This window comes from Paraurantiacibacter namhicola (assembly GCF_001687545.1).
Classification (GTDB): Bacteria; Pseudomonadota; Alphaproteobacteria; order Sphingomonadales; family Sphingomonadaceae; genus Paraurantiacibacter; species Paraurantiacibacter namhicola.
This window is the reverse complement of the sequence record NZ_CP016545.1, coordinates 228604-254546: the sequence shown is the minus strand read 5'-3', so window position 1 is coordinate 254546 and position 25943 is coordinate 228604. Positions and strand designations below refer to the sequence as shown.

General features: G+C 65.4%; 27 protein-coding genes. 15 read left to right on the top strand and 12 right to left on the bottom strand.

Annotated features, from left to right (window positions below):
• Positions 1-11: 11 nt before the first annotated feature.
• Complete coding sequence (gene kynU / locus A6F65_RS01200) at positions 12-1229, top strand: kynureninase (RefSeq protein WP_067789674.1); 1218 nt, start codon at positions 12-14, stop codon at positions 1227-1229.
• On the opposite strand, the gene A6F65_RS01195 is transcribed toward kynU, so the two are convergent.
• Both A6F65_RS01195 and A6F65_RS01190 read right to left on the bottom strand, forming a co-directional pair.
• Positions 1226-1804: a hypothetical protein gene (locus A6F65_RS01195; protein WP_067784920.1), complete on the bottom strand. Its 579-nt coding sequence runs from the start codon at positions 1802-1804 to the stop codon at positions 1226-1228. The two genes, kynU and A6F65_RS01195, sit on opposite strands and share 4 nt — an antisense overlap.
• Before the next feature lie 9 nt (positions 1805-1813).
• Entirely contained in the window at positions 1814-2422 is a 609-nt protein-coding gene (locus tag A6F65_RS01190; RefSeq protein WP_067784917.1) for an HNH endonuclease, read from the bottom strand.
• 122 nt (positions 2423-2544) lie between these two features.
• Between A6F65_RS01190 and gluQRS the strand changes: the two genes are divergently transcribed.
• Genes gluQRS through A6F65_RS01170 form a run of 4 tightly spaced genes read left to right on the top strand, consistent with a single transcriptional unit; the run spans position 2545 to position 4633 of the window.
• Complete coding sequence (gene gluQRS, locus A6F65_RS01185; RefSeq protein WP_067784914.1) at positions 2545-3402, top strand: tRNA glutamyl-Q(34) synthetase GluQRS; 858 nt, start codon at positions 2545-2547, stop codon at positions 3400-3402.
• 4 nt (positions 3403-3406) lie between these two features.
• A complete protein-coding gene (locus A6F65_RS01180) occupies positions 3407-3634 on the top strand; it encodes an HIG1 domain-containing protein (protein ID WP_067784911.1) in 228 nt (75 codons plus the stop codon).
• A gap of 19 nt (positions 3635-3653) precedes the next feature.
• Positions 3654-4217: a cob(I)yrinic acid a,c-diamide adenosyltransferase gene (locus A6F65_RS01175; protein WP_067784909.1), complete on the top strand. Its 564-nt coding sequence runs from the start codon at positions 3654-3656 to the stop codon at positions 4215-4217.
• Positions 4218-4270: 53 nt separating this feature from the next.
• A complete protein-coding gene (locus A6F65_RS01170) occupies positions 4271-4633 on the top strand; it encodes a hypothetical protein (protein ID WP_067784906.1) in 363 nt (120 codons plus the stop codon).
• Between the two features lie 9 nt (positions 4634-4642).
• On the opposite strand, the gene A6F65_RS01165 is transcribed toward A6F65_RS01170, so the two are convergent.
• Together A6F65_RS01165 and mutS are read right to left on the bottom strand one after the other, a co-directional pair.
• A complete protein-coding gene (locus A6F65_RS01165) occupies positions 4643-5056 on the bottom strand; it encodes a YidH family protein (protein WP_067784904.1) in 414 nt (137 codons plus the stop codon).
• Between the two features lie 22 nt (positions 5057-5078).
• On the bottom strand, positions 5079-7694 hold the full coding sequence (gene mutS / locus A6F65_RS01160) for a DNA mismatch repair protein MutS (RefSeq protein WP_067789670.1): 2616 nt from the start codon (positions 7692-7694) through the stop codon (positions 5079-5081).
• A 123-nt stretch (positions 7695-7817) separates the two neighbouring features.
• On the opposite strand from mutS, the gene A6F65_RS01155 reads away from it, so the two are divergent.
• Both A6F65_RS01155 and A6F65_RS01150 read left to right on the top strand, forming a co-directional pair.
• On the top strand, positions 7818-10079 hold the full coding sequence (locus A6F65_RS01155) for an NADP-dependent malic enzyme (RefSeq protein ID WP_067784901.1): 2262 nt from the start codon (positions 7818-7820) through the stop codon (positions 10077-10079).
• A gap of 105 nt (positions 10080-10184) precedes the next feature.
• On the top strand, positions 10185-10853 hold the full coding sequence (locus A6F65_RS01150) for a carbonic anhydrase family protein (protein WP_083989135.1): 669 nt from the start codon (positions 10185-10187) through the stop codon (positions 10851-10853).
• A 21-nt stretch (positions 10854-10874) separates the two neighbouring features.
• On the opposite strand, the gene A6F65_RS01145 is transcribed toward A6F65_RS01150, so the two are convergent.
• The 6 genes from A6F65_RS01145 to lptB form a co-directional block, all read right to left on the bottom strand.
• A complete protein-coding gene (locus A6F65_RS01145; RefSeq protein WP_067784896.1) occupies positions 10875-11426 on the bottom strand; it encodes a pseudouridine synthase in 552 nt (183 codons plus the stop codon).
• Positions 11423-11929 (bottom strand): metal-dependent hydrolase, encoded by a 507-nt coding sequence (locus A6F65_RS01140; protein WP_205631891.1) that lies wholly within the window; start codon positions 11927-11929, stop codon positions 11423-11425. The genes A6F65_RS01145 and A6F65_RS01140 overlap by 4 nt, the downstream gene beginning before the upstream one ends.
• A gap of 16 nt (positions 11930-11945) precedes the next feature.
• On the bottom strand, positions 11946-12647 hold the full coding sequence (gene trmB / locus A6F65_RS01135) for a tRNA (guanine(46)-N(7))-methyltransferase TrmB (protein WP_067784890.1): 702 nt from the start codon (positions 12645-12647) through the stop codon (positions 11946-11948).
• A 225-nt stretch (positions 12648-12872) separates the two neighbouring features.
• On the bottom strand, positions 12873-13568 hold the full coding sequence (gene ctrA, locus A6F65_RS01130; RefSeq protein WP_067784887.1) for a response regulator transcription factor CtrA: 696 nt from the start codon (positions 13566-13568) through the stop codon (positions 12873-12875).
• 334 nt (positions 13569-13902) lie between these two features.
• Positions 13903-15351 carry an RNA polymerase factor sigma-54 gene (gene rpoN / locus A6F65_RS01125; protein ID WP_067784885.1) on the bottom strand — a complete coding sequence of 483 codons (1449 nt, stop codon included), beginning with the start codon at positions 15349-15351 and terminating at the stop codon, positions 13903-13905.
• A 100-nt stretch (positions 15352-15451) separates the two neighbouring features.
• On the bottom strand, positions 15452-16213 hold the full coding sequence (gene lptB / locus A6F65_RS01120) for an LPS export ABC transporter ATP-binding protein (RefSeq protein ID WP_237164919.1): 762 nt from the start codon (positions 16211-16213) through the stop codon (positions 15452-15454).
• Between the two features lie 248 nt (positions 16214-16461).
• Between lptB and A6F65_RS01115 the strand changes: the two genes are divergently transcribed.
• The 4 genes from A6F65_RS01115 (at position 16462) to A6F65_RS12790 (ending at position 19745) form a co-directional block, all read left to right on the top strand.
• On the top strand, positions 16462-16857 hold the full coding sequence (locus A6F65_RS01115; protein ID WP_237164839.1) for a hypothetical protein: 396 nt from the start codon (positions 16462-16464) through the stop codon (positions 16855-16857).
• An 85-nt stretch (positions 16858-16942) separates the two neighbouring features.
• Positions 16943-18391, top strand: a complete 1449-nt coding sequence (locus tag A6F65_RS01110; protein ID WP_205631890.1) for a mechanosensitive ion channel domain-containing protein — start codon at positions 16943-16945, stop codon at positions 18389-18391.
• An 84-nt stretch (positions 18392-18475) separates the two neighbouring features.
• Positions 18476-19171 carry a M23 family metallopeptidase gene (locus tag A6F65_RS01105; RefSeq protein WP_067784879.1) on the top strand — a complete coding sequence of 232 codons (696 nt, stop codon included), beginning with the start codon at positions 18476-18478 and terminating at the stop codon, positions 19169-19171.
• 127 nt (positions 19172-19298) lie between these two features.
• Entirely contained in the window at positions 19299-19745 is a 447-nt protein-coding gene (locus A6F65_RS12790) for a hypothetical protein (protein WP_157093008.1), read from the top strand.
• Between the two features lie 37 nt (positions 19746-19782).
• Here A6F65_RS12790 and A6F65_RS01100 read toward each other — a convergent pair whose 3' ends face one another.
• Positions 19783-20982 (bottom strand): pyrophosphate--fructose-6-phosphate 1-phosphotransferase, encoded by a 1200-nt coding sequence (locus tag A6F65_RS01100; RefSeq protein WP_067784876.1) that lies wholly within the window; start codon positions 20980-20982, stop codon positions 19783-19785.
• 24 nt (positions 20983-21006) lie between these two features.
• Positions 21007-21534 (bottom strand): inorganic diphosphatase, encoded by a 528-nt coding sequence (ppa, locus tag A6F65_RS01095; RefSeq protein WP_067784873.1) that lies wholly within the window; start codon positions 21532-21534, stop codon positions 21007-21009.
• Positions 21535-21650: 116 nt separating this feature from the next.
• Between ppa and hisS the strand changes: the two genes are divergently transcribed.
• From hisS to A6F65_RS01075, 4 genes are all read left to right on the top strand, one after another.
• Complete coding sequence (gene hisS / locus A6F65_RS01090; RefSeq protein ID WP_067784872.1) at positions 21651-22886, top strand: histidine--tRNA ligase; 1236 nt, start codon at positions 21651-21653, stop codon at positions 22884-22886.
• An 83-nt stretch (positions 22887-22969) separates the two neighbouring features.
• Positions 22970-24058 carry a peptide chain release factor 1 gene (gene prfA, locus A6F65_RS01085; protein ID WP_418303110.1) on the top strand — a complete coding sequence of 363 codons (1089 nt, stop codon included), beginning with the start codon at positions 22970-22972 and terminating at the stop codon, positions 24056-24058.
• Positions 24059-24154: 96 nt separating this feature from the next.
• Positions 24155-25006, top strand: coding sequence for a peptide chain release factor N(5)-glutamine methyltransferase (gene prmC, locus A6F65_RS01080; RefSeq protein ID WP_067784865.1), 852 nt, complete (start codon positions 24155-24157; stop codon positions 25004-25006).
• A 237-nt stretch (positions 25007-25243) separates the two neighbouring features.
• The gene (locus A6F65_RS01075) at positions 25244-25924 is read left to right on the top strand and encodes a DUF4167 domain-containing protein (RefSeq protein WP_237164837.1); all 681 of its coding nucleotides are present in this window, start codon (positions 25244-25246) and stop codon (positions 25922-25924) included.
• The last annotated feature ends 19 nt before the right edge of the window (positions 25925-25943 follow it).

Here is a 25943-nt window from a genome sequence, read left to right as displayed (position 1 = left end):
CCGACACTACGCTGCTGCAATCCGCGCGCGAGCTTGATGCGGGCGATGCCATTGCGGGCTATCGCGGGCAGTTCGACCTGCCGCCGGGTGTCATTTACCTCGATGGCAATTCACTTGGCGCCCTGCCGCTGCGCACGGCGGCGCATCTGGGCGAGGTGGTCCGCAAGCAATGGGGCGAGGGGCTGATCCGCAGCTGGAACACGGCGGACTGGGTGAATTTGCCGCAGCGCGTGGGCGGCAAGATCGCCCCGCTGATCGGCGCGCAACCGCACGAGGTCATCGCCTGCGATTCCACCAGCGTGAACCTATTCAAGCTGATAGCCGCGGCGCTGCAGATGCGTCCCGGCCGGAAGGTGGTGCTGAGCGAGCCGGGCAATTTTCCGACCGACCTCTACATGATCGCCGGGCTGGAAGCGCAGGGGCTGGCAGAGCGGCGCCTGGCGGAGCGTGCACGGCTGGTCGATGCGCTGGACGATGATGTCGCCCTGCTGATGCTCACCCATGTGCATTACAAGACCGGCGAGATGTTCGACATGGCCGCGCTGACGAAGGCGGCGCATGAAGCGGGCGCGCTGGTGCTGTGGGACCTTTCCCATTCGACCGGCGCTGTGCCGGTGCAGCTGAATGCGGCGGGTGCCGATTTCGCGGTCGGCTGCGGCTACAAATACCTCAACGGCGGCCCCGGCGCGCCAGCATTCGCCTATGCGGCCGAGCGCCATCACGACACGATGGGCCAGCCGCTGACCGGCTGGTTCGGCCATGCCGCACCCTTTGCCTTCGAGGACGATTACCGCCCTGCGCCCGGGATGGAGCGGATGCTGGCGGGCACGCCGCCCGTATTGGGTCTGTCCGCGCTGGAGCAGGGCGTGGAACTGGTGGCAGAGATCGGCATGGACCGTCTGGTCGAAAAATCGCGCGGGCTTTCAGAGTTCCTGCGCCGCGCCATCGCCCATTTCGCCCCGGACCTGCCCTGCATCAGCCCAGCCGACCCGGCGCAGCGCGGCAGCCAGCTCAGTTTCCGCCACGAGAACGCCTATGCCCTCAGCCAGGCCCTGATCGCGCGCGGCATCATCGGCGATTTCCGCGATCCGGACATCCTGCGCCTCGGCCTCGCGCCTGCCTACATCCGCTACGAAGATTGCTACCGCGCCGCGGAAGCGCTGGGCGAAATCCTGCAGACCGGCGAGTGGGAGCGTGACGAGTTCATGCAAAGGGCGGCGGTGACTTAACGATCCGTCTCTGCTGCCTTCACGATCGCAGCCGATGCCCAACGGTCCAATGCTGCTCTCTCTTCCGTATTGGAATACTCACCTATGATCTGGCTTTTTAGCCAGCGTAGTTCTTTAGCAATTTCTTCTGCTGGACCGTCTTCATAATCATCGAAATACGCAGTCATATACCAAACAAAAGTTTGGCCGAATGCCCGTGGAATATAGTCTTTTTTGACGCGATTTTTACGCGCCAACAAAGAGAGACGATAATAAAAGTCTGCCACTGACCAGATTGCATCCAAATCGTCTCGACTAAGGCTTTTGAATTTTTTCTCTTCGCCGACTTCCAATTTAATCTTTGGATAGCGCAAAATTGCATCCATTGCCGTCCTGCGATCATCTTGCATTGCACGGCTATTGAATTCTTTTTGCAGATCGAGGGTGGTGTTCCAAATATTGAGCTCCGTCTGAGCGGCGGAATTGCTTTTCGCTACCCAGACAACGCCAATCAATCCGATCAGCGCCCCTACGGACCCCGCCGCCACAGCACTAAGGGTGTCGGCATTGCCCATGATTTCAAGAAACGAACCCATGTATTCGGCTTAGGCCTCCAGCTCGATGTCCCAGTAAAGCCAGTCGCGCCAGGTTTCGTGCAGGAAGTTCGGCGGGAAGCCGCGGCCCTGCTGTTGCAGCTGCCAGTGCGTCGGGCGGATGGGCCTTGTGTAGAGCTGCATGCCGGCTTGCTGCGGCGTGCGCCCGCCTTTCTTCATGTTGCAGGGTGCGCAAGCGGTGGCGATATTCTCCCACGTCGTCTTGCCGCCCAGTCTTCGGGGCACGACATGGTCGAAGGTCAAATGCTGCTGGCTGCCGCAGAACTGGCAGGAGAAGCGGTCACGCAGGAACAGGTTGAAGCGCGTGAAGGCGGGAAATTCACTCGGCTTCACATATTGCCGCAGCGCGATGACGCTGGGCACTTTCATGTCGAGGCTCTGCGAATGCACCGCCCGGTCGTAACTGGCGATGATGTCCACCCGCTCCAGGAACACCGCCTTGATCGCGGTCTGCCAAGGCCAGAGCGAGAGCGGGTAATAGGATAGCGGGGTGTAATCGGCGTTCAGGACCAGCGCCGGGCAGCTTTCCAGCGTGCGTTCGGGATCCTCCGCCATGGAGCGGAAGTTTGCGGCCCTTTCGATCAGATCGGCCTTGAACACGTCGCGGCTCCCTCCCGATTGACGGCAGGTCACCATTTGCACGGCATTGCGTCAACCCGGTTACGCGCAGGCAATCCACAGCTTTCCACTTGCTGTCCCCGCATTTGCGCTAGGAAGCCTGCGTGACGATCACCCGCTTCGCCCCCAGCCCCAACGGCCCGCTGCACCTCGGCCATGCTTACAGCGCCATCGTGGCACATGACCTGGTGGCGGCGCGGGCCGGCCGCTTCCTGTTGCGGATCGAGGATATCGACGGCGGCCGTTCGCGGTCCGAACTGCCTGAGCAATTCCGCGCCGACCTGGCGTGGCTGGGGCTGGAATGGGAAGAGGTCGCAGCGCAGTCCACACGTATCGAAGCTTACGAGGCGGCGGCGGAGACGCTGCGCGGGGAAGGCTTGCTGTATCCCTGTTCCTGCACCCGCGCCGACATTGCCGCCGCCGCGACGCAGACCGATCCCATGGGCGCGCCGCTTTATCCCGGAACCTGCCGGACGCGCGGCCCTGTCGGCGAGGGGCCGTTCGCATGGCGGCTGGATGTCGATGAAGCCGTCAGCCGGACCGGCGCGCTGACCTGGTCGGACGAGCTGGCCGGAGAGCAGGAGGCGCAGCCAGGGCTGCTCGGCGATGTCGTGCTGGTCCGCAAGGATGCCGCTACGCCGGCCAGCTACCATCTTGCCGCCACGCTGGACGATGCGGCGGATGGGGTGACGCTGGTGACGCGCGGATCGGACCTATTTGCCGCCACCCATGTGCACCGCTTGCTGCAGGAACTGCTCAGCCTGCCCGTGCCGCGCTGGCATCACCACGCGCTGCTGGTGGAGCCGGACGGACAGAAACTGGCGAAGCGGCGCGGCTCTGGCGCAGCGGGTTTCGGGCTGTCCGAAAGGCGGCTGGCGGGGGAGGATGGCCCCGCACTGGCGGCCGATATCAGGGCGGGCCGCTTCCCCTCTGGAATAAGCCTCTCACCCTCCCTATCTTGACGCCATGCAGACAGTCCTCATCATCGTCCTCGTCTTCCTCATGGTCATGGTCGTCGTCGCGCTCGTGCGCGGCATCGTCGCGTTCCTGCAGTCCACCAAGATGGACCTGGAGGAAGGGGACGAGCGCATGCATGCCAACCAGACGAAGCAGAACCAGGCGATGTTCGCGCGCATCAAGTACCAGGCACTGGCCATCGTGGTTGTGGCGATCATCCTCGCCATGGCCAGCTGATCGGCGCTGCGCCCGGCCGATGGTAAAACTCAACAAGATTTACACCCGCACCGGCGATGACGGCACCAGTGGCCTCGTCGATGGCAGCCGGGTGGCGAAATTCTGCCCGCGCATGGACGCGATCGGCGTGGTGGACGAGGCGAATGCCGCGCTCGGCCTCGCCCTGCTCGCCGCGCAGGATCATGCCGAGGCCCTAACCCGCATCCAGAACGATCTGTTCGACCTGGGCGCGGACCTTGCGACCCCGGGAGACGACTTTGCGCCGTCCGAAATGGTGCTGCGCATCGTGCAGTCGCAGGTGGACTGGCTGGAGCAGGCGATCGATGCGCTCAACGAAAATCTCGAGCCGCTGACCAGCTTCATCCTGCCGGGCGGCAGCGAGGGCGCGGGGCGCCTGCATATCGCACGCGGCACGGTCCGGCGGGCCGAACGGGCGATGGCGGAGCTTGCTGCGTCGGAGCCGGTCAATCCGGCTGCCCTTGCCTATATCAACCGGCTTTCGGATTACCTCTTCGTTCTCTCCCGCGCCGTAAATGCTGCGCAGGGCGGCGATCCGCTCTGGGTACCGGGCGCAAACCGCTAATATGCGGGAACGCGGCCTGTCTCCTGCCCGTTGACGGGGAAAGGAGACTCCCGATGAGTGATACGAACCCGGAATCGAAAGAACAGCGCATGGCTGACCAGGCGCCGGAACTGCACAATGACGAGCAGGACGATCACCGCAGCCAGGCGCAGGAAGTTGCCGCGCAGGCACAGGCGCTGACCGAAGAGACCGGCAGCCCGACCGAAAGCACGAAGTCTCCGAACAGCTCCGGCCTGATGGGCGATTCCACGCAGGATCTTGTCGACCACATGCGCGACATGGAAAGCTCCGGCCGGATCGACATGGACGCTTACAGCGGTGAGCCGAACATGGATGACAATGCCGGCAAGTATGGCGAAGCGAACAAGATCGACCGCGACCTGCCCTCCGACGGCGAAGCAGCCCCGAAGGACTAGAGCGGATCGTCAGGCGGCAATCTGTCCGTCATTCAGCACCCATAGCGCCACGATCAGCAGGGCCGCCCCGGCGGAGATCGCATAAGCGATCAGCTTGATATTGGGCAGCTTGGGCGAGTCCACTGCGTGGCTGGAAAGCCGGGTGAAGGCCCGGCAGGCCCGCCGCTCTGCGCCCAGCGCAAAAACGATCGCCAGCGTGATGAACATCGTCGCGATGGCCTTGGCCAGCCATGGTGGCTCGAACTCGCCAAATAGGGCGCGAAAGCCGATGCCGATGGCGATGGCCGCGAAGGCGGTGCGCATCCAGCCGGCAAAGGTTCGCTCCAGCGCCATGATGGTGCGGTCCTCGGCCCAATCGGTCCGGTCCTCCGCCCATTTCGTGCTCTTGTCGGTGTCGGACGCGGGGTCGGGATTTTCTGCCATTGTAAGGTAATGCCCGCGCGGCTCAGCCCGTTCCCGCTTCGCGCTTCAGCTCATACAGCAGCTCCAGCGCCTCGCGCGGGGAAAGCGCGTCCACATCGGTGGCGCTGAGCTTCTCGCGCAGCAGGTCGCACTCTTCCTCCTCCGCCTCGGCGGCAGCGGCGAAAAGCGGCAATTCGCCAAGCCCGGCGGCAAGCCCGCCGGTCTCGGCGCGGCCTTTTTCAAGCTTGTCGAGGACAGACTTCGCGCGCTTGACCACGGGCTGCGGCACACCAGCCAGCTTGGCCACGGCCAGGCCGTAGGACCGGTCCGCCGGCCCTTCCGCCAGCTCGTGCAGCAGCACCAGCTCGCCCTTCCATTCGCGCGCACGGACGTGGTGCAGTGAAAGGCTGTCGCAGGTTTCGGCCAGCCGGCTCAGTTCGTGGTAATGCGTGGCGAACAGGCAGCGAGCCCGGTTCGTCTCGTGCACCGCTTCGACCACGGCCCAGGCCAGCGCCAGCCCGTCATAGGTGGAGGTCCCGCGCCCGACCTCGTCCAGTATGACGAAGCTGTCCTCCGTCGCCTGGCTCAGGATGGCGGCGGTTTCGACCATCTCGACCATGAAGGTGGAGCGTCCGCGGGCGAGGTTGTCCGATGCGCCGACGCGGCTGAAGAGCCGGTCCACCAGCCCGATCTTCGCGCGGCTGGCGGGCACATAGCCGCCCGCCTGTGCCAGCAGCACGATCAGCGCGTTCTGGCGCAGGAAGGTGGATTTGCCGCCCATGTTCGGCCCGCCGATCAGCCATAGCCGGTCGGTCTCGCCCAAGGTGCAATCGTTGGCGACGAAGCGCTCGCCGGACTTCGCCAGCGCCGCTTCCACCACCGGATGGCGCCCGCCTTCGATTTCCAGGCAGCGCGCTTCGGCGATCTCCGGCCGTGCCCAGCCGCCTTCCGCCGCGCGTTCCGCCTGTCCTGCGCCGACGTCCAGCCGGGCCAGCGCCGCTGCCGTGGCGGCAATCGCCTGCCGCGCGGTCACGACGGCCTCGACCAGCTCCTCGAAATGCGCCTCTTCCGCTGCCAGGGCCCGCCCGCCCGCCTCGGAGATGCGGCTCGCCTCCTCGTGCAGTTTCAGGGAGTTGAAACGCACCGCATTGGCCATGGTCTGGCGATGGGTGAAGCCGCTGTCCGCGGCCATCAGCTTGTCGCCGTGCTTGGCCGGGACTTCGATGAAATAGCCGAGCACGCCGTTATGCTTGATCTTCAGCGAGGGGGTGTCCGTCTCCTCGCGGTAGCGGCCTTCCAGCGCGGCGATGGCGCGGCGCGCATTGCCGGAGACATCGCGCAGCTCGTCCAGCGCCGCATCGTAGCCTGCCGCGATATAGCCGCCGCCCTGGCGTTCGGTGGGAGGCGAAGGAACCAGCGCGCGGCCGAGCAGATCCGTCAGCGCGCCGTGGCCGCCCATGTCCGGCAGCAGCCTGTCCAGCAGGGCGGGGCGCTCGTCGCTCGCTTGCAGGAAGTCGCGCACGCGGCGTGCCTCCACCAGCCCGTCACGCACCTGCCCAAGGTCGCGCGGGGACCCGCGCCCGGCAACGATGCGGCCCAGCGCCCGCCCGATATCGGGCAGCGCGCGCAGCACTTCGCGCAGGTCCGCGCGCAGGATCGGATCGTCATGCAGGAAGGCGACGAGCGCCAGCCGCTGCTCGATTGCTGCGCGGTCGCGCAGGGGCGCGGAGAGGTCTTCTGCCAGCAGCCGCGCGCCTGCACCGGTGGAGCAGCGGTCCACTGCCGCCGCCAGGCTGCCGGCGCGCCCGCCATCCTGCGCGGTGAGGATTTCCAGGCTGGTGCGTGTAGCCTCGTCCATCGCCAGCGCAGCATCGCTGGCCCGGGCCACGGGCGGCAGCAGGAAGGGAAGCGTGCCGCGCCCGGCATGGTCGAGATACGCGACCAGCCCGGCGGCCGCCGCGAGCATGGCGCGGGTGAAACTGCCAAAGCCATCCAGCGTGGAGGTGCCATGGATCGCCTTCAGCCGCGCCGCGCCGTCATCGCTGGCAAAATCGCTGGCGGGGCGGGGGATGGCGTCAGGCGCTGCCGGCCAGCCTTCAGGCGCTACCAGCTCGCTCGCGCCGATCCGGGCCAGCGCAGCGGGCAGCGCATCGGGCGCGCATTCCTCCAGCTCCATCCGCCCGGTCGAGATATCGCAGGCAGCAATTCCCACGCTGCCGCGCAGCTCGCACACTGCAGCCAGCATGTTTGCGCGGCGCGGCTCCAGCAGGGCTTCCTCGGTCAGCGTTCCGGCGGTGACGAAGCGCACGATGTCGCGCGCCACCAGCACTTTCGAGGACGGCAGGCCCTCGCGCTTGGCCCGCGCCTTTGCCTCCTCCGGCGTTTCCACCTGTTCCGCGATGGCCACGCGGCAGCCCGCCTTGATCAGCCGGGCAAGATAGCTCTCGGCCGAGTGCACCGGCACGCCGCACATCGGCACGGGCTGCCCGTCATGCTCGCCGCGGCTGGTCAGCGCGATGTCCAGCACGCCGGCGGCCACGCGCGCATCCTCGAAGAACAGCTCGAAGAAATCGCCCATACGGTAGAATAGCAGGCAATCGCCCGCCTCGCCCTTCAGCGAGAGATATTGCTGCATCATCGGGGTTGCGCCGCCGGCCATCGGGCAGGCGTAGCGCGTGGCCATCCGATTCGGGAAGCGCGCGCCTGCCGGTTTCCCCTGTCCCTTGGCAAAGCCAGCCGCTAGGGCTGGGCGCGCAGAGAGTTTCAGAGGGACACGCAGGTTTTGGCAGAAGAGAAGCAGTCCGGTTTCACCGCCCGCGAGGCGCTGTTCTATCACGAGACCATCCGCCCGGGTAAGATCGAGATCATCGCATCCAAGCCGATGGCAACGCAGCGCGACCTGGCGCTGGCTTATTCGCCCGGCGTGGCTGCCCCGGTGGAAGCGATTGCGGAAGACCCGGCCAATGCTGCCAGATATACCGCGCGATCCAATCTCGTGGCGGTCATCTCCAACGGCACTGCGATCCTCGGGCTGGGCAACCTCGGCGCGCTTGCATCCAAGCCGGTGATGGAAGGCAAGGCGGTGCTGTTCAAACGCTTCGCCGATGTGGATTCGATCGATATCGAGCTGGACACCGAAGACCCGGAAAAGTTCATCGAAGCCGTGGCGCTGATGGAGCCGACATTCGGCGGCATCAATCTGGAAGACATCGCCGCGCCCGAATGCTTCATCATCGAGCAGGCCCTGCGCGAGCGGATGAAAATCCCCGTGATGCATGACGACCAGCACGGCACGGCCATCATCGCGGCTGCGGGCCTTATCAATGCGGTGCACCTGACGAAGCGCGAGCTGAAGGATTGCCGTATGGTGGTGAACGGCGCGGGCGCTAGCGCGCTTGCCTGCACCGCGCTGATCAAGGCGTTGGGCGTCCCTCACGAGAATGTGATCGTTTGCGACCGCTCCGGCCCGATCTACCCCGGCCGCGACAATGTGGACCAGTGGAAGAGCGCGCATGCCGTGCCGACAGATGCGCGCACGCTGGAAGAGGCGCTGGATGGTGCGGACATCTTCCTGGGCCTATCTGCCGCCGGTGCGCTGAAGCCGGAATGGGTAAAGAAGATGGCGCCGCAGCCCATCATCTTTGCCATGGCAAACCCCGTGCCCGAAATCATGCCGGACGAGGCGAAAGCCGTGCGCCCCGACGCGATCATCGCCACCGGGCGCAGCGATTTCCCCAACCAGGTCAACAATGTCCTGGGCTTCCCCTTCATCTTCCGCGGTGCGCTGGATGTGCAGGCCACCGCCATCAACGAGGAAATGAAGATCGCCGCTGCCGAGGCCATCGCCCGGCTGGCGCGCGAGCGCGTGCCGGAAGAGGTTGCCGCAGCTTACGGCGTCAATCACCAGTTCGGGGAGGATTACATCATCCCCGCGCCGTTCGATCCGCGCCTTATCGAAGTGGTCTCCTCGGCCGTGGCCAAGGCCGCGATGGAGAGCGGGGTCGCCCGCGCGCCGATCGCCGATTTCGACGAATATGCCGTTGCGCTCAAATCGCGTCTCAACCCCACGACCGCCGCGCTGACCACGATTTACGAGCAGGCGCGCGCCAATCCCAAGACCATGGTCTTTGCTGAGGCGGAAGAGGAAGTGGCCCTGCGCGCCGCGATCCAATTCCGCGATTACGGCTATGGCACGCCCATCCTGGTCGGCCGGACGGAGCGCGTTCGCGAATTGCTGGTGGAGCTGGCGGTGGACGATCCGGACAGCTTCCAGATCGAGAATTCCTACACCTCCAGCCATGTGCCGGCGATGGTGGATTACCTCTACAAGCGGCTGCAACGCCGCGGTTATACAGAGCGTGACGTACGCCGCATGGTGAACCAGGAGCGCAATGTCTTTGCCGCGCTGCTGGTGGCGCTGGGCGTTGGCGACGGGCTGATATCCGGCCTGACGCGCACCTTCAGCCAGACGGCGCGCGAGATTTCCCGCGTGCTGGATTCAAAGCCTGGCGCAACGCCCTTCGGCATTCACATGATGATCGGCAAGAACCACACCACCTTCCTTGCCGACACCACGATCAACGAACGGCCCACGGCAGAGGAACTGGCCCATATCGCCAAGGAAACCGCCGCCGTCGCCCGCCGCATGGGCCACGAACCGCGCGTTGCTTTCCTCAGCTATTCGACATTCGGGAATCCCTCCGGCCAGTGGCTGGGCAATATTCGCGATGCGGTGGCCATCCTCGACAAGGAAGACCCCGGCTTCGAATATGAAGGCGAGATGGCGCCCGATGCCGCGCTCAATCCCAAGGTGATGGAGCTGTATCCGTTCAGCCGCCTGTCCGGCCCGGCCAATGTGCTGATCATGCCCGGCCTGCAATCGGCCAATCTATCCGCCAAGATCCTGCGCGAGCTGGGCGGGGATGCCACCATCGGCCCGATGATGATCGGTTCGGAAAAGCCGGTGCAGATCGCCCCGATGACCGCCATCGCCCCCGACATCCTGACGCTGGCCGTCCTGGCGAGCGCAGGCGTGGTGGGCTGACGGCGGCATCATGCCTGGCCGGGATCAAAAGTTGGCGGTTTTTGGTTATCTGTTCGATCTGAGCCAGGGGAAATTTCCTTGGACCACCAGCAGGAGTGTGCCCGCATGACCGAGGAAAGCAGCATCAATGTCCAGCGTGAAGGGCTGGTCGAAAAGGTCCTCACCAAGGAGGAGCAGGATCGCCTGACGCCAGCTGCGGTGATCGATCTCCTGAAGCAGGGCAACGCGCGTTTCGCCAATGGCGATGTGACGCTGCGCAATCACGTGGCGCAGGTGCGCATGGCGGCTGCCAGCCAGTTTCCCAAGGCCATCGTCCTGTCATGCGTAGATTCCCGCGTGCCGGTGGAGGATGTGTTCGACCGCGGTATCGGCGATTTGTTCGTGGCCCGCGTGGCCGGCAATTTCGTCAACACGGATATCCTCGGCAGCATGGAATTTGCCTGCAAGGTCTCCGGCTCGAAGCTGATCCTCGTGCTCGGCCACCAGCATTGCGGCGCGGTGAAGAGCGCGGTGGATGCCGTCGAGCTGGGCAACATCACCGCCATGCTCTCCAAGATCCGCCCGGCCGTGGAGGCCGTGGAAGAGGGCGGCGACCGCAGCAGCGCCAATGACGATTTCGTGCACCGAGTGGCGACCCATAACGTGGAGCGCAATATCGAGCGGATCCGCGAGGAAAGCCCGATCCTGCGCGAGATGGAGGAGAACGGCGAGATCGCCATCGTCGGCGGGATGTACTCGCTGGAAACCGGCAAGGTGACCTTCTTCGGCGACTGATACGGGCAGGCCGCCGCGCCGTCAGCTGCCGGCGACCTCCCGCCATTTACCCGGTGCGAGGCCATCCAGCGTCCACTCGCCCACCTTCCAGCGCACGAGACGCAGCGTCGGATGTCCCACGGCCGCAGTCATCCGGCGCACCTGCCGATTGCGGCCTTCGGTGATGACCAGCTCTATCCAGCTGTCTGCCACATTCTTGCGGAAACGGATGGGCGGGTCGCGCTCCCAGATCGCAGGCGGATCGATCCGGCGGGCCTTGGCAGGACGGGTCAGTCCATCCTTCAGCATCACGCCGCCACGCAGTTTTTCAATCGCCGCGTCGTCCGGCTCACCCTCGACCTGCGCCAGGTAAGTCTTGGGCATCTTGTGCTTCGGCTCCGCGATCCGGGCCTGCAGGCGGCCATCGCCCGTCAAGAGAAGCAGCCCTTCGCTGTCCCGGTCCAGCCGCCCGGCGGGATAGACGCCGGGCACGTCGATATATTCCGCCAGCGTGGGATGCGGGCTGTCATCCTTGCCGCCGCTGAACTGGCTCAGCACGCCCATCGGCTTGTTAAAGGCGATCAGGCGCGTCATGCGCGTCGCCGCCGCGCCGCGATGCCGATGGCTGCGAGCACGCCTGCGGGCAACCAGATCCACACTAGCTCGCTCGCCAGTGTTTCCACGCCCCGCATTGAAAAGAATCCCGCTCCGATAGGTGACACGCGGACCGGCGTCACTGGCCAGAAAAGCCGCTCCTCACTGGCAGGCCAGAGCAGCCCGACGCCAAGCCCGCCATCGGTGAGCATATCGAGCAGGCCGTGCGAGGCGGTGGCGAGGAAGAGGAACAGGAAGGCTGGCCAATTGCGCGCCTGCGTCCAGACCGCCGCGATCGCCGCGGCCACCAGTCCGGCAATCGCCAGCGAATGCGTTGCGCCGCGGTGGCCCCAGGCATCGGCATAGTCCACACCGAAGCGGAGGCCGATGACGTCTGCGTCGGGCAGCATGGCCAGCACGGAGCCAGCCAGCGCTACCTTCGGCGGGATCGTGCCCCGGCCCGCCAGAGCGGCGGCGGCCAGCGGCACGACTGCGTGTGTCATGATCGTCGGCATCGCCTCAGCGCCGCCGATATCGGAAGTACCAGACCTCGTGCCCGTAGACCGTGCGCGCCTTGTGCTCGTAGCGCGTCTCGCTCCAGCCCGACGGGCGGTTTTCCCAGTCGCCGCGCGCCTCTGCCAGCCATTCGAAGGTCTTTGCGTGGCGGTCCATCACCATCATGGCGTGGCGGACATAGACCGGGTGGTCCGTACCGAAGCGAAATTCGCCGCCGGGCTTCAGCTTGCGCGCGATCAGCTGCACTGGGCCATCGTTCATCATGCGCCGCTTGGCATGGCGGGCCTTGGGCCAGGGGTCCGGGTGCAGCAGGTACACCATGCTGAGCGCGCCGTCCGGAATGCGGGCGAGCGCGTCCAGCGCATCGCCATGGAACAGGCGGATATTGGCCAGGTTCTCGTCGCGCACATGGCCCAGCGCCTGCGCCACGCCGTTCAGGAACGGCTCCGCGCCGATGAAGCCGTGATCCGGCAGCATGTCCGCGCGGTAAGCGAGGTGCTCGCCGCCGCCGAAGCCGATCTCGAAATGCAGCGGGCGATCGGCGCCAAACAGGCGCTCTGCCGTCACTTCGCCTTCCGCCGGCACTGCGATCTGCGGCAGCAGCTTGTCGACCATCTCCTGCTGGGCTGCGCGCAGGGGCTTACCCTGGCTGCGGCCATAAAGCCTGCCGATCGTGGTCGGGTCGCCTTCCTTGTGTGCGCTCATGGCGCAGGCGGTTAGCGCAATGTGGGGCGGTGAAAAAGGGCGCTCGGCATAATCCGTAGCGGTTTCCCGTTCGGATAAGCCGGAGCGCCCTGCCACCTTGCGGCGGCTGCCGCCTGCATAACGCCGGGCGGTAAACAATCAATCGCCCCGCACCGCCGGGAGGAGGCGGGCGGGGCGAAAAGGCGATTGCGGGATTGACCGGGCAATCCGGTCGCCGCGAAGCGATCAGGCCGCTTCGACTTCTTCCTGCGGGTCGCGCAGCACATAGCCGCGGCCCCATACGGTCTCGATGTAATTGTCCCCGCCGCATGCGCTGGAAAGCTTCTTGCGCAGCTTGCAGATAAACACGTCGATGATCTTGAGTTCGGGCTCGTCCATGCCGCCATAAAGGTGGTTGAGGAACATTTCCTTGGTCAGCGTGGTGCCTTTGCGGAGCGAGAGCAGCTCCAGCATCGCATATTCCTTGCCGGTCAGGTGGACCCGCGCGCCGTCGACTTCCACGGTCTTGGCATCGAGGTTCACGGCCAGCTTGCCGGTGCGGATGATCGACTGGCTGTGGCCCTTCGAACGGCGCACCACGGCGTGGATGCGGGCGACCAGCTCGTCGCGGTGGAACGGCTTGGTCACGTAATCGTCGGCGCCGAAGCCGAAGCTGCGGATCTTGCTGTCCATTTCGGCAATGCCGGACAGGATCAGGACCGGCGTCTGCACCTTGGCGACGCGCAGCTTCTTCAGCACATCGTAACCATGCATGTCAGGCAGGTTCAGGTCGAGCAGGATGATGTCGTAGTCATAAAGCTTACCCAGATCCAAACCCTCTTCGCCCAGGTCGGTCGAATAGACGTTGAAGCCTTCCGTGGTCAGCATGAGCTCGATCGCCTTGGCGGTTGTCGGCTCGTCTTCGATCAGCAGTACACGCATGGGATTATCCCCCCTGATTCGTGATGGCGTTTTGCCTGTCGTAACCCCGCGGTAACGGGTGTTGATGCGTATTAACCACGCCATCTCTCAACGAAAAAGGTTAACAAGCAGTAAGCGGCGTTAACGTTTTTGGGCTGAGTCTTTTGGGTGACAGTAGATTTGTCTGATGCGCCCACGTCCGTGGGCGCGTCCTCCCGGCTGTTCCCTTCGCTACGCTGCGGGGCCGGTCCGGGCGGGCGGTCGCCCTTGCGGTCAGCTGATTGCGGACCGGGGGCGGACGATGTGATAAACGTCAGTGGCTTACAGACAGCACAGATTTCCAGCGACGCGCCTTCTACCCCAAACCCGCCAGCTTCTTCGCCCGCCGTCTCTGCACGCTTGAGCCGATGCCCATGGCCTCGCGGTATTTGGCTACGGTGCGGCGGGCGATGTCGAAGCCTTCGGACTTCAGCAGGTCCACCAGCTTGTCGTCGGAGAGGATGGACTTGGCGTCCTCCGCGTCGGTCAGGGCCTTGATGCGGGCTTTTACGGCCTCACTGCTGGCGCCTTCGCCATCTTCGCCTTCGCCGGTGCGGCCGACGCCGGAGGTGAAGAAGTATTTCAGCTCGTAGGTTCCGCGCGGGCAGTTGAGGTATTTGTTGCTGGTGACGCGGCTGACCGTGCTTTCGTGCATGTCGATCTCTTCGGCCACCTCGCGCAGGGTGAGGGGTTTCAGCTCGCTCACCCCGCGGCGGAAGAAGCCTTCCTGCCGCTTCACGATCTCGCGCGTGACCTTCAGTATGGTCTTCGCCCGCTGGTCCAGTGCCTTGATCAGCCAGTTGGCGTCGGCCAGCTTCTCGCCCAGCCAGCCGGTGCTCGCCTTGTCGGTGCAGCCGGATTTCAGTTCGAGGTAGTAGCTGCGATTGACCACCAGGCGCGGCAGGGTCGCCTCGTTCAGCTTTATCCGCCAGCCGTCAGTATCGTCGGGGGCGAGCAGCACGTCCGGCTCCACCGCGCTGCCAGCCTCGCTGCCGAAGGCCAGGCCGGGCTTGGGATCGTAACCGCGCAGTTCGGCGAGCATATCGGCAAAATCCTCGTCATCCACGTCGCACATGCGTTTCAGCCGGGACACGTCGCCGCGCGCCACCAGGTCGAGGTTGTCGATCAGCCGCGCCATGCACGGATCGTAGCGGTCGGCCTCTTTCGCCTGCAACGCGAGGCATTCGGCAAGGCTCCGCGCGCCCACACCCGTCGGGTCGAGCGACTGGATGAGGGCGAGGGCATACTCCGCCTCCGCCATGGTGCAGCCGAGGTCGCTGATCAGATTGCGCAGGTCGCTCGTGAGGTATCCCGCCTCGTCCAGCAGGCCGGCGATGTAGCGGGCGATGAAGGCCTGCCGGTCGCTGGCTGCCGCGGGGCCGATTTGCGCGTCGAGATGTTCGGCAAGGGTGGGGCCTTGCGCGCCGCGCTCCGCGATATCGCGCAGTTCCTCGCTGCCACCAGCGCCGCCTGCTGCGGACCAGTCGCCCGTATCCCGGTCGCGGTCGAGCGCACTTTCATCGATGTCGAGGGCGCGTTCGCCTTCGGCCGATGTGGCATCGCGCGGTTCGGCCTCCACCGGCGCCTCGCGGTCTTCCGCCTTTACCTCGCCCGCTTCCAGCAGCGGATTGGCCTCCAGCGCTTCGCCGATGAAAGTCTCGATCTCCAGATTGGACAGCGCCAGCAGCTTGATCGCCTGCTGCAATTGCGGCGTCATCACCAGCGACTGGGATTGCCTGAGGTCGAGGCGCGGGCCGAGGGCCATTGGACCTAGTCCCGCTCGTGCTGAGCTTGTCGAAGCAAGCCAGCGCTGCGCCCGCATCCTTCGACAGGCTCAGGATGAGCGGACGGTGGAACGACAGGCATCACAATTCGAAGGATTCGCCCAGATACAGGCGACGCACGTTCTCGTCCGCGACCAGCTCTTCCGGACTGCCGGCAAACAGCACCTGGCCACCGTAGATGATGCAGGCGCGGTCCACGATCTCCAGCGTCTCGCGCACGTTGTGATCGGTGATCAGAACGCCGATGCCGCGCGTCTTCAGCTCCGCCACCAGGTCGCGGATATCGCCGATGGACAGCGGGTCGATGCCGGCGAAGGGTTCGTCCAGCAGCATGATGCTGGGTTTTGCCGCCAGCGCGCGGGCGATTTCGCAGCGGCGGCGTTCACCGCCCGAAAGCGCCATGGCCGGGCTGGTGCGCAGGCGGGTGAGGCCAAACTCGTCCAGCAGCCGCTCCAGCTCGCTCGCCTGCACGTCCTTGTCCGGCTCGTTCATCTCCAGCACGCAGGCGATGTTCTGTTCCACCGTCATGCCGCGAAAGATGCTGGTTTCCTGCGGCAGGTAGCCCAGGCCCAGGATCGCGCGGCGGTACATCGGCAGCTTGGTCACATCCACGCCGTCCATCAGGATGCGGCCGGCATCTGGGCGCACCAGGCCCATGATAGAATAGAAACACGTGGTCTTGCCCGCGCCATTGGGGCCCAGCAGCCCCAGCACTTCGCCCTTGCCCACCGTCAGCGAGATATCGGAGAGGACCTGCCGCTTGTCGTAGCTCTTGGCGATGCTGACCACTTCCAGCCCGCCCTGCGGGATGGGCGGAGCGGCATTGACAGGGGCCTCGGCCATGCTTTCGGCCAGCGCCGCCTCGTCGATCGGATGCGTTTCAAGCGAGCTCATGCAACTGCCCTAAACGCCTCGCCCACGCGATTGAAGCCCATTTGGCAGGATTTGTGCATGGGCATCGACGAACGGCTTTGCCCTAGGGCGCCCATCCGGCCCGAAGCGGCACACCTTGCGCCGGGTCAGTCCCCTTTCTTGCCAGACCTGCATGAAAGTGGTCTAACCCGACTCGGGAATGGGAAAGGAGGCATCCGATGGCGAATACGCTGTGGCATGCAAAACAGACGGGGCAGGTTGCGCAGGGTTTTGACGGGGCCGAGGGTTCTGACAGGACCAAGCCCCTGACCAAGCGGATGAGCGACCATATCGCCTTCGCGCTGCTGGTTTACACCGGCCTCAACATCTTCGTTACCATGGAGGCGATCAAGGGCACGAATGGCTCCATCCTGCCCTATTTCGGTCTCGTGGTGCTCGTCGCCGCGATCATTCCCGCCTGCCGGAAGCTGGAAAGCCGCTGGGAACGCCTGACCACAACCGGTGCGGAAGACGCGCAATTGACCGGCCTGTTCCGGCGCGACGTGCTGGCACTGTGGGCCTGCGCCATCGGCCTGCCCTTCGCACTGACCGGCCTTCACGGCCTGCTCGCCTGACAGCATCGCCCCCCTCCCGCCTTGCGCTGGCGGGAACCGAAAGCCATGGCGCGGCGCTTCCCTTCCTGAACGAAGGGGAATTTGCATGACCGCGCTGCCTGGCATCACACGCATCATCCTGGCGCTTGCCCTGCTGTTGGCGGGTTCCTTTGCCGCGCCGCTTGCCTCGCCGGCCATGGCCATCCTGCCCGCGCCGGAAGAAGCTGCCGCTCCCGAGCAGGACGCGCCTGCGCAGGTCATCGACACGCAGGTCGACGCAGGCGATGACGAGCGCATCCAGAAGCGCATCACCTCCATCTTCGGGGAGCTCGATGCGCTGTCGGGCATCAGTGTCGCCGTATCCGAAGGGGTCGTCACCCTGTCCGGCACGGCGCCCGATGCCGCCGCAATCGACCAGGCGGAACGCATCGCGGGCGATGTGCGCGGCGTGGTCACGGTGGCCAACGGGATAGAGCGTGACGTCTCCGTTGACGGCGGGCTGGCGGGTCTGGGCGGCCTTGCAGACTTGTGGACGAAGTTCATTGCCATGCTCCCGCTGATCGGCGCGGCCATCGGCGTGGCGGTGCTGATCAGCCTTGTCGGATACCTTCTCGCCGGGCTGACTGGCCTGTGGCGGCGCATCACACCAAACTCCTTCCTGGCAGAGCTGGCGGCGAGTGCGATCCGCTTCATCTTCGTGCTGGGCGGCCTGATCATTGCGCTCAACATGATCGGCGCGGGCGCGCTGCTGGGTGCAGTGCTGGGCGGTGCCGGCGTGATCGGCATCGCGCTGGGTTTCGCCATGCGTGACACGGTGGAGAACTATGTCGCCAGCCTGATGCTAAGCCTGCGCCAGCCTTTCCGTGCCAACGACCATGTCGTGATCGATGACAAGGAAGGCCGCGTCATCCGCCTGACCAGCCGTGCGACGATCCTGATGACGCTGGACGGCAACCATTTGCGCATCCCCAATTCCAGCGTCTTCAAGGCCGTGCTGCTGAATTACACGCGTAACCCGCAGCGCCGCTTCGAATTCGATGTCGGCATCGATGCGGACGATAGCGCCGATGCTGGCCGCCAGACCGGCGTAAAGGCGCTTGCCGCACTGCCATTCGTGCTGGACGATCCTGCGCCCGAGGCGCGCACGGTGGACGTGGGCGATTCCAGCATCGTGCTGAAATTCCTCGGCTGGGTCGACCAACGCGAGGCGGACTGGCACCAGGCCCGCAGCAAGGCGGTGGCCGCAGTCAAGGTCGCGCTGGAAGACGCGGGCTTCGGCCTGCCGGAACCGATCTACCGCCTCCGCTTCGACCCGCGCACCGATCCGCTGCCCTTCCAGAACGTCGACAAGCCGAAAGGCAAGGATGGCGCGGCGCCAGCACCATCACCGGCCCCGGCAGCAAAGCGCCAATCGACCGCCCCTACCGGAGCCGACATCGATCACGACGACGTGAAACCCAAGGACGAGATCGCCCAGATGGTCGACCGCGAACGCCGCGAGGAACCGCAAGCGGAAGGCGGCGACCTGCTGGATTCCAGCCGCCCGGTGGAGTGAGGCTGCGCGCAGCCCCACTTGCTTGACTGCCCCTTCGCGCCTGATACCCTCCGCTCTCCCACAAAAAGCGGAGCGGGCCTGCGCATGCGTAACTCGATACTGTTTGCCGGCGCGCTTTCGTGCATCGCCGCCCCCGCCTTTGCGCAGGGCTCTTCCCAATATCAGCCGAGCGCGGAAGAGGTGGATGCAATTGCCGCGGGCCTGCCGCAGCTGATGCTCCATCCGCTGTATGACGAGCCCTATGTCTGCAGCGAACATCCCTTCGGCACCAGCATGGAGCCGGGCGACTCGCTGGGACAGGACTGCCTGATTATCGGCGGCATGGATTGGGAAACCAATTCCGGCTTCATGACCTATTACCGGACCGATGGCGGCGAGAACAGCGACTGGTACGGCTGGGGCAAGCCGGTGTTCGCGCCAGCGGCGGGCACGATCGGCCGCGTGCATGTAAACGAGGTGGTCAACACCCCGGGCACGATGATCCGCGGCCTGCCGACCATGCTCTCGATCACGGATGAGGCCGGCAACAGCTATGTGATCGGCCACCTGGGCGAGATCCACGTCGAGGAAGGCCAGAGCGTCGCCGCAGGTGAGCAGATCGGCACGGTGGGCAATAACGGCAATTCGCGCAGCCCCCACATCCACGTCGGTGCCATCACAGCCGATGGCAAACCCGCCCAGATCCGCTGGAACCTGGTCACCTCCGCCCTACGGACGCGGGATTATGTCACCAAGATGCGCGCCGAAAGCAAGGCAGGCGGACACGCTGAGGCTGAATGAGCGCAAATACAGGACGCCAAGCGGACAGGGTGACAATCGGCCAAGCGATGCGGTTGGCGGAGGCATAAGGCGTTCCGAGACGAAAGCGACCATTGCGCGGGCCATCTGGGTTGTAGATGATGGCAATGTGGCACCTGCATTTCTTATCGACGTGGTCACGGGACGACTCACTATTGGAGAGGTCACGCTCGAACCCCATCAGTCGAAGACAGCGGCGAAGCGTTGCGTCGCGCCGGTTCTGACCGGCGAGAAGGACCACGCGAATGGTTATGAATGGCTGTATCTTGCAGGGCTGACATTCGGAGGCCGACCGGCGGCCTTGCAGCTGTGCTTCAAACAGTCAAAGCTTTGGCAAGCATCGTGGAGCGTTGACCTTCCTGGCGCTCCGCTGGAGGTTGGATGGCCGTCAAGAGAAGCAATCGACAACGAGATTGCAAGTGTCCGCGCCGTGCTTGAGCAGAGCGGCTTCAAATTCGATGGCCGCTCCGCAAGATACGAGTGGGGTCTGGTGTGGAGTGGCTATGACCCAAAAGGCCATCTCGCGAGTAACGGGCTTCGTTACAGGACTGCCTGAAATTTCCGAATTCTCGGCGCAGCGCCTTGCAGCTTGCTCAAAACTGCCCGATCTCACCCATCAGAGCCTGGAACCACCCCGCGCCCGTATCGAAGGCCTTGCCGCCCGCGATGCGTTCGAATTCGATCACGCGCATTTCGTCGTCCCGCTCTTCGTCCTGGCCGACGACGCCACTCTCCGCGCGTAGCGCGGCATCCACGGCTAGCGCGGTGCACTGCGCGATCAGGTCGCGGTCCTGGGGGTTGGCGGGGGCGGAGCGGGAGAAGTAGCCGCTTTTCTGCACCAGCACCTTTTCCGCGCCCAGCGCGTCGGCAAAGCGGCTGGCGAACCACTGGCCCGGATTGATCTTGTCGAGCTGGACGTGGCCGAAGGCGTCACGCGGCACGTCCTCGCCTGCGGCCTCCATGGCGCCGACGATTTCCTTCGCACCCGCGCCTTCGGAGATGAACAGGTTCACGCCGCCATATTCGTCCATGATGGCGGTCAGGCGCTGCGCCTCGGCCTCGATGTCGAAGGGGCTTTCCGGGATATAGACGCCGTGCACGTCCCAGCGGGCGGCGGCATTGTCGACCCATTCCACGAAGGGCGCGGTCTTGACCCATTCGTGGTGCTCGCGTGCGGTCGCCGCCGTCAGCCAGCCGCAATTGCGGCCCATCACCTCGTGCACGATCAGCATGCGCGGGTTGGCGGAAAACTCGGCGATGATGTTGCGGGCATAAAGCGCGCCCTGCTCGGCAGCGGTCCATGCGCCCAGCGACTGCTTGATCGGGACGACATCGTTGTCGATCGTCTTGGGCAAGCCGACCACGGTCAAATCGTGGCCGTTATCCTTCAGGTACGCGGCAAGGTCTGCAGCGGCGGTATTGGTATCGTCCCCGCCGATGGTGTGCAGGATGTCCACCCCGTCCGCTGCCAGCTGCCGCGCGGCGACTGCCAGCGGGTCCTCGCCGGGCTGGACCAGGCCGCGTTTCTCGCAATCGGCCACATTGGTCAGCTTCACCCGGCTGTTGCCGATGGGGCTGCCACCGAAGGCGTGCAGCCGCCCCGCTGCCTCGCGCACTTCCGGGGTCGCTTCCACGCTGTTGCCCGTCAGCAGCCCGGCATAGCCGTTGCGATAGGCAAGGATGCGGGCACCCGGCGCGACCCGGCTGTAGCGTTCGATCAGCCCGCCCACGGCAGAGGAGAGGCACGGCGCCAGACCGCCCGCTGTCAGGATCGCGACGGTCTTTTCTGCCATGCCCCTAAGCCTCCCGGTCGTGGTTCAGGCGTTGTAACGCTCGATGGCTTCCAGCGTGATCCGCTTGGCTTCCGCAGCATCGCCCCAGGCGCCGATGCGGACCCACTTTTCGGCTTCCAAATCCTTGTAGTGGGTGAAGAAGTGCTCGATCTGCTGGAAGATGATGCTGGGCAGGTCCTTCGTCTCGGCAATGTCCGAGTAATAGGGGAAGGTCGTGTCGATCGGCACGCAGACCAGCTTCTCGTCGCCGCCATGCTCGTCTTCAAGGTTCAGCACGCCGATGGGGCGGGCGCGCACCACACAGCCGGCGATGAACGGACTGCGCGCGATGACCAGCGCGTCCAGCGGGTCGCCATCGGGGCTGAGCGTGTGAGGCACGAAGCCGTAATTGGCGGGGTAACGCATGGGCGTGTGCAGGATGCGGTCCACGAACAGCGCGCCCGATTCCTTGTCGAATTCGTACTTCACCGGTTCGCCGCCGGTGGGCACTTCGATGATGACGTTCAGCTCTTCGGGCGGATTGCTGCCGGTGGGGATCTTGTCGATACGCATGGGTCGCGGTCTTCTCTCGGTTGGTTTGCGGCCCCTCTCCCAAAAGGCTTCGCTGCGGCACTTAGCGAGGGCGGCGGCATTGCGGAAGGGGGACGATAGTCCTAATCGCGCTGGCCATGAGCAAGACACCACAAGCCATCCGCGGAACGCAGGATATTTTCGGACCCGATGCGGAAGCCTTCGCCTTCGTGACCGGGACCTTCGAGCGTGTGCGCAAGCTCTATCGGTTCCGCCGCGCTGAAATGCCGGTGTTCGAGAAGACCGAGGTGTTCAGCCGCGCCATCGGCGAGACGACCGATGTTGTCTCGAAAGAGATGTACTCCTTCGAGGACCGGGGCGGGGATTCGCTGACGCTGCGGCCGGAATTTACCGCCGGGATCGCGCGCGCTTACCTCTCCAATGGCTGGCAGCAGCACGCGCCGCTGAAGCTGGCGACGCACGGGCCGCTGTTCCGGTATGAGCGGCCGCAGAAGGGCCGCTATCGCCAGTTCCACCAGATCGATGCGGAGATCATCGGCGCGGCCGAGCCGCAGGCGGATGTGGAACTGCTCGCCTTTGCCGACCAGCTGCTGAAGGAGCTGGGCATTACGGGCGTGACCCTGCACCTCAACACGCTGGGCGATGGCGACAGCCGCGAGGCGTGGCGCGCGGCGCTGGTGGAATACTTCCAGGCGGTGCGCGGGGAGCTTTCCGAGGACTCGCAGGAGCGGCTGGAGAAGAACCCGCTGCGCATCCTGGATTCCAAGGACCGGCGGGACCAGAAATTCGTGGCCGATGCGCCGAAGATCGACCAGTTCCTGTCGGACGAGGCGCGCGCCTTTTTCGACGCGGTGACCAGCGGGCTGGATGCAGCCGGCGTGAAATGGCAGCGCGCGGAGAGCCTGGTGCGCGGGCTCGACTATTATCGCCACACCGCCTTCGAGTTCATCCCCGACGAGGGCAGCGAGGCCGCGGGCAAGCTCGGTTCGCAGAGCACGATCCTTGGCGGCGGGCGCTATGACGGGCTGATGGAGAGCCTCGGCGGTGCGGCGACGCCTGCCGTGGGCTGGGCGGCCGGGATCGAGCGGCTGGCGATGTTGGTCCCGGAGAAGGCCGAAGCGCCGGCCGATGTCATCGTCGTCGTCGAGGATGATGCGGTTATGTCAGATGCCATCGCGGCGCTCGGCAAGCTGCGCGCGGCAGGCATGTCGGGCGAATTGCTGGCATCGGGCAGCCCGCGCAAACGGTTCGACAAGGCTGTGAAAGCGGAGCCGCGCGGCATCCTCGCATTCTCGCAGCGCGACGGCGAGACAAGCTCGCGCATCAAGGCCGACGAAAGTGTGACCGCTGACATAGAGCGCGCACTGGCCTAGATCGTCACCCCGGACGTGATCCGGGGTCCCGCTTCCTTCTCGCAGCGGAAAAGAAAAAGCGGGATCCCGGCTCGGGGGCCGGGATGACGAATAAAGAGAGTCTAGTGACGATACCTGCCGAACGCCTGCAACAGATCTCGCACCGCTTTGCGGAGCTGGAGGCGCGCATGGCTTCGGGGCAGCTGGAGGGCGATGCCTTCGTTCAGGCCAGCCGCGATTATGCGGAGCTGGAGCCGGTCGCCAAGTCCGCCGCGCAGGTGCAGGCCATGCGCGCGGAAATGGCGGGGCTGGAGGAGATGCTCGCCGATCCGGAAATGAAGGCCATGGCGGAGGAGGAGCTGGCCGCGATCCGTGCGGAGCTGCCAGAAGTCGAACGCGCACTCGCAATTGCCATGCTGCCGCGCGACACGGCCGACGCGAAGCCTGCCATGCTGGAAATCCGCGCCGGGACGGGCGGGGACGAAGCGGCGCTGTTCGCGGGCGATCTTTACCGCATGTACGAGCGCTTCGCGGCGGAGAACGGCTGGAAGGTCGAGCCTGTCAGCATGAGCGCGAGCGAAGTCGGCGGCTTCAAGGAGATCGTCGCCAATGTCACCGGCACGGGCGTTTTTGCGAAGCTGAAGTTCGAAAGCGGCGTGCACCGCGTGCAGCGCGTGCCGGAGACCGAAAGCGGCGGGCGCATCCATACCAGCGCGGCGACCGTGGCCGTGCTGCCGGAACCCGATGCCGTCGATGTCGAGATCGATCCGGGCGATCTGAAGATCGACACCTATCGCGCGAGCGGCGCGGGCGGACAGCACGTCAACACCACGGACAGCGCAATCCGCATCACGCATGAGCCGACCGGGCTGGTGGTCACCTGCCAGGACGGGCGCAGCCAGCACAAGAACAAGGAAAAGGCCATGCAGGTCCTTCGCGCGCGCCTCTACGAGCGCGAGCGCGAGGCGGCGCAGGGCGCGGAGGCCGAAGCGCGCAAGGCGATGGTCGGCAGCGGCGACCGCTCCGAGCGCATCCGCACCTATAATTTCCCGCAGGGCCGCGTGACGGACCACCGCATCGGCCTGACGCTGCACAAGCTGGACGAAATCCTTGCCGGGCCGGGGCTGGGCGAGCTCGTTTCCGCGCTGATCGCCGAGGACGAGGCCAAGCGGCTGGCGGCGCTGGATGGATAGGCCGGCAAAGCGTGAGTTCCTGCGCAGGCAGGAACCTCTTGCCATGATCGCTCCATTAGGTGGCACGAGACCCCCGCCTTTGCAGGGGATCATGCTGTGAGTTGCGACATCGCGACAGCGCTACGCGACGCTGCCACGCAGCTCGCCGCCACCTCCGACACGGCCCGCCTCGATGCCGAATTGCTGATGGCGCATGCGCTTGGCCTGACCCGCTCCGACATGCTGCTGCGCCACATGCGCGAGCCGGCGCCCGAGGGCTTTGCCGCTCTTGTCGAGCGCCGCGCGGCGCATGAACCCATCGCCCACATCACCGGCGAGCAGGAATTCTACGGGCGGAGCTTCGCCGTCACGCCCGATACGCTGGTCCCGCGCGGGGACAGCGAATGCGTGGTCGATGCCGCTCTGGAGGCTGTGCCGGACGCGCGCAGCATAATCGATCTCGGCACGGGCACGGGGTGCCTGCTGCTGACGTTGCTGGCCGAGCGTCCCCAGGCGACAGGCGTGGGTGTGGAGCGATCGGATCGCGCGCGCGCCGTCGCGGTGGGCAATGCCCGCGCACTGGGGCTTTCCGGCCGCGCCGACATGGTGGCGCGCGACTGGACCCGGGACGGCTGGCGCGATGGCCTCGGCCGCTTCGACCTTGTCATCTCCAACCCGCCCTATGTGGAGGCGGAAGCCGCGCTTCAGCCCGATGTCCGCGATTACGAGCCGGGAGAGGCGCTGTTTGCCGGGCCGGACGGGCTGGAGGATTATCGCCTCCTGGTCCCCCAGCTGCCCGCGCTGCTGCTGCCCGGCGGCGTGGCCGTGCTGGAAATCGGCGCTGCGCAGGACGTGGCGGTCACGCAGCTGGCGGTGGATGCGGGCTTCGCCGTGACGCTGCGGCGCGACCTTGGCGGCCGTCCGCGCGCCCTGGTCCTACGCCACGGCGATGCGCGCCCGGGCAATTAAGGTCTTGGCAAGGCAGCCGCGACTAGCTACGCCAGTGAACAGGACGCGGTCAGGCACTTGCCCGGCACGCTCCGCCCCCACCAATCTTGGCTTTACACGCGGCGTTCGCGCTCGCGCAGTGCGGTAAGAAAATGGGGATAAGGCGTTACTTCGGCAGGATCGCCGTAGCCGCCGAGAGGGTCTAGCGGCCACAAAGGCATGTCAGCCACTGGCCGCCAAGCAAGGAAGTCAATTCCCTTGAACAACAACAATCGTAACAACAATCGCCGTCGCGGACGCGGGAACAATCGCAGCCAGGGCGGCGGCGCGCCGATGAACCAGAACCGGATCGACAGCCGGGCTCGCGGCAACGCGCCCCAGATGCTCGACAAGTACAAGAAGCTGGCTCACGACGCGGCCATGAACGACGATCGGGTGCAGACCGAATATTACCTGCAGTTTGCCGATCACTATTTCCGCGTCATCGCCGATAACAAGGCCCAGAAGGACGAGCAGCGCGCCAAGCGCGAAGCCGAGCGCGGCCCCGACGATGACAGCGATGGCGACGACCAGTCCGATGACAATCGCGGCGAGCGCAACAACGATCGCGGCAATGATCGCGGCAATGACCGCCAGAATGACCGCAAGCCGCGTGGGCGCAAGCCGCGCGCAGCCCGCGACGATGATGGTGCGAATGGCGATGCGCGCGAGGGCTTCGAAGGCGAGCAGGCCGACGGCAATCCCTTCACGCCCGAAGAAAAGCCGCGCCGCACCCGCAAGCCGAAGCCCAAGGCCGAAGCAAGCGGCATCGAAAACGCGCTTCCGCCTGCCATCGGCAATGACGATGACGGCGCTGCCCCCGTGGCAGAGGCAAAGCCGCGCCGCACCCGCCGCGCGAAAAGCGATGACGGCGAAGGCGCAGCAGAAGCTGTAGGCTGATCGGCAGGGGGTGGCCGGA

Coding starts and splice junctions, on each gene's coding strand:
- A6F65_RS01195 (WP_067784920.1), bottom strand. CDS start 1,804: ATGGGTTCGTTTCTTGAAATCATGGGCAATGCCGACACCCTTAGTGCT.
- A6F65_RS01180 (WP_067784911.1), top strand. CDS start 3,407: ATGCAGACAGTCCTCATCATCGTCCTCGTCTTCCTCATGGTCATGGTC.
- A6F65_RS01175 (WP_067784909.1), top strand. CDS start 3,654: ATGGTAAAACTCAACAAGATTTACACCCGCACCGGCGATGACGGCACC.
- A6F65_RS01170 (WP_067784906.1), top strand. CDS start 4,271: ATGAGTGATACGAACCCGGAATCGAAAGAACAGCGCATGGCTGACCAG.
- A6F65_RS01165 (WP_067784904.1), bottom strand. CDS start 5,056: ATGGCAGAAAATCCCGACCCCGCGTCCGACACCGACAAGAGCACGAAA.
- mutS (WP_067789670.1), bottom strand. CDS start 7,694: ATGGCCGGCGGCGCAACCCCGATGATGCAGCAATATCTCTCGCTGAAG.
- A6F65_RS01150 (WP_083989135.1), top strand. CDS start 10,185: ATGACCGAGGAAAGCAGCATCAATGTCCAGCGTGAAGGGCTGGTCGAA.
- A6F65_RS01145 (WP_067784896.1), bottom strand. CDS start 11,426: ATGACGCGCCTGATCGCCTTTAACAAGCCGATGGGCGTGCTGAGCCAG.
- A6F65_RS01140 (WP_205631891.1), bottom strand. CDS start 11,929: ATGACACACGCAGTCGTGCCGCTGGCCGCCGCCGCTCTGGCGGGCCGG.
- trmB (WP_067784890.1), bottom strand. CDS start 12,647: ATGAGCGCACACAAGGAAGGCGACCCGACCACGATCGGCAGGCTTTAT.
- ctrA (WP_067784887.1), bottom strand. CDS start 13,568: ATGCGTGTACTGCTGATCGAAGACGAGCCGACAACCGCCAAGGCGATC.
- rpoN (WP_067784885.1), bottom strand. CDS start 15,351: ATGGCCCTCGGCCCGCGCCTCGACCTCAGGCAATCCCAGTCGCTGGTG.
- lptB (WP_237164919.1), bottom strand. CDS start 16,213: ATGGCCGAGGCCCCTGTCAATGCCGCTCCGCCCATCCCGCAGGGCGGG.
- A6F65_RS01115 (WP_237164839.1), top strand. CDS start 16,462: ATGGCGAATACGCTGTGGCATGCAAAACAGACGGGGCAGGTTGCGCAG.
- A6F65_RS01110 (WP_205631890.1), top strand. CDS start 16,943: ATGACCGCGCTGCCTGGCATCACACGCATCATCCTGGCGCTTGCCCTG.
- A6F65_RS01105 (WP_067784879.1), top strand. CDS start 18,476: ATGCGTAACTCGATACTGTTTGCCGGCGCGCTTTCGTGCATCGCCGCC.
- A6F65_RS01100 (WP_067784876.1), bottom strand. CDS start 20,982: ATGGCAGAAAAGACCGTCGCGATCCTGACAGCGGGCGGTCTGGCGCCG.
- ppa (WP_067784873.1), bottom strand. CDS start 21,534: ATGCGTATCGACAAGATCCCCACCGGCAGCAATCCGCCCGAAGAGCTG.
- hisS (WP_067784872.1), top strand. CDS start 21,651: ATGAGCAAGACACCACAAGCCATCCGCGGAACGCAGGATATTTTCGGA.
- prfA (WP_418303110.1), top strand. CDS start 22,970: ATGACGAATAAAGAGAGTCTAGTGACGATACCTGCCGAACGCCTGCAA.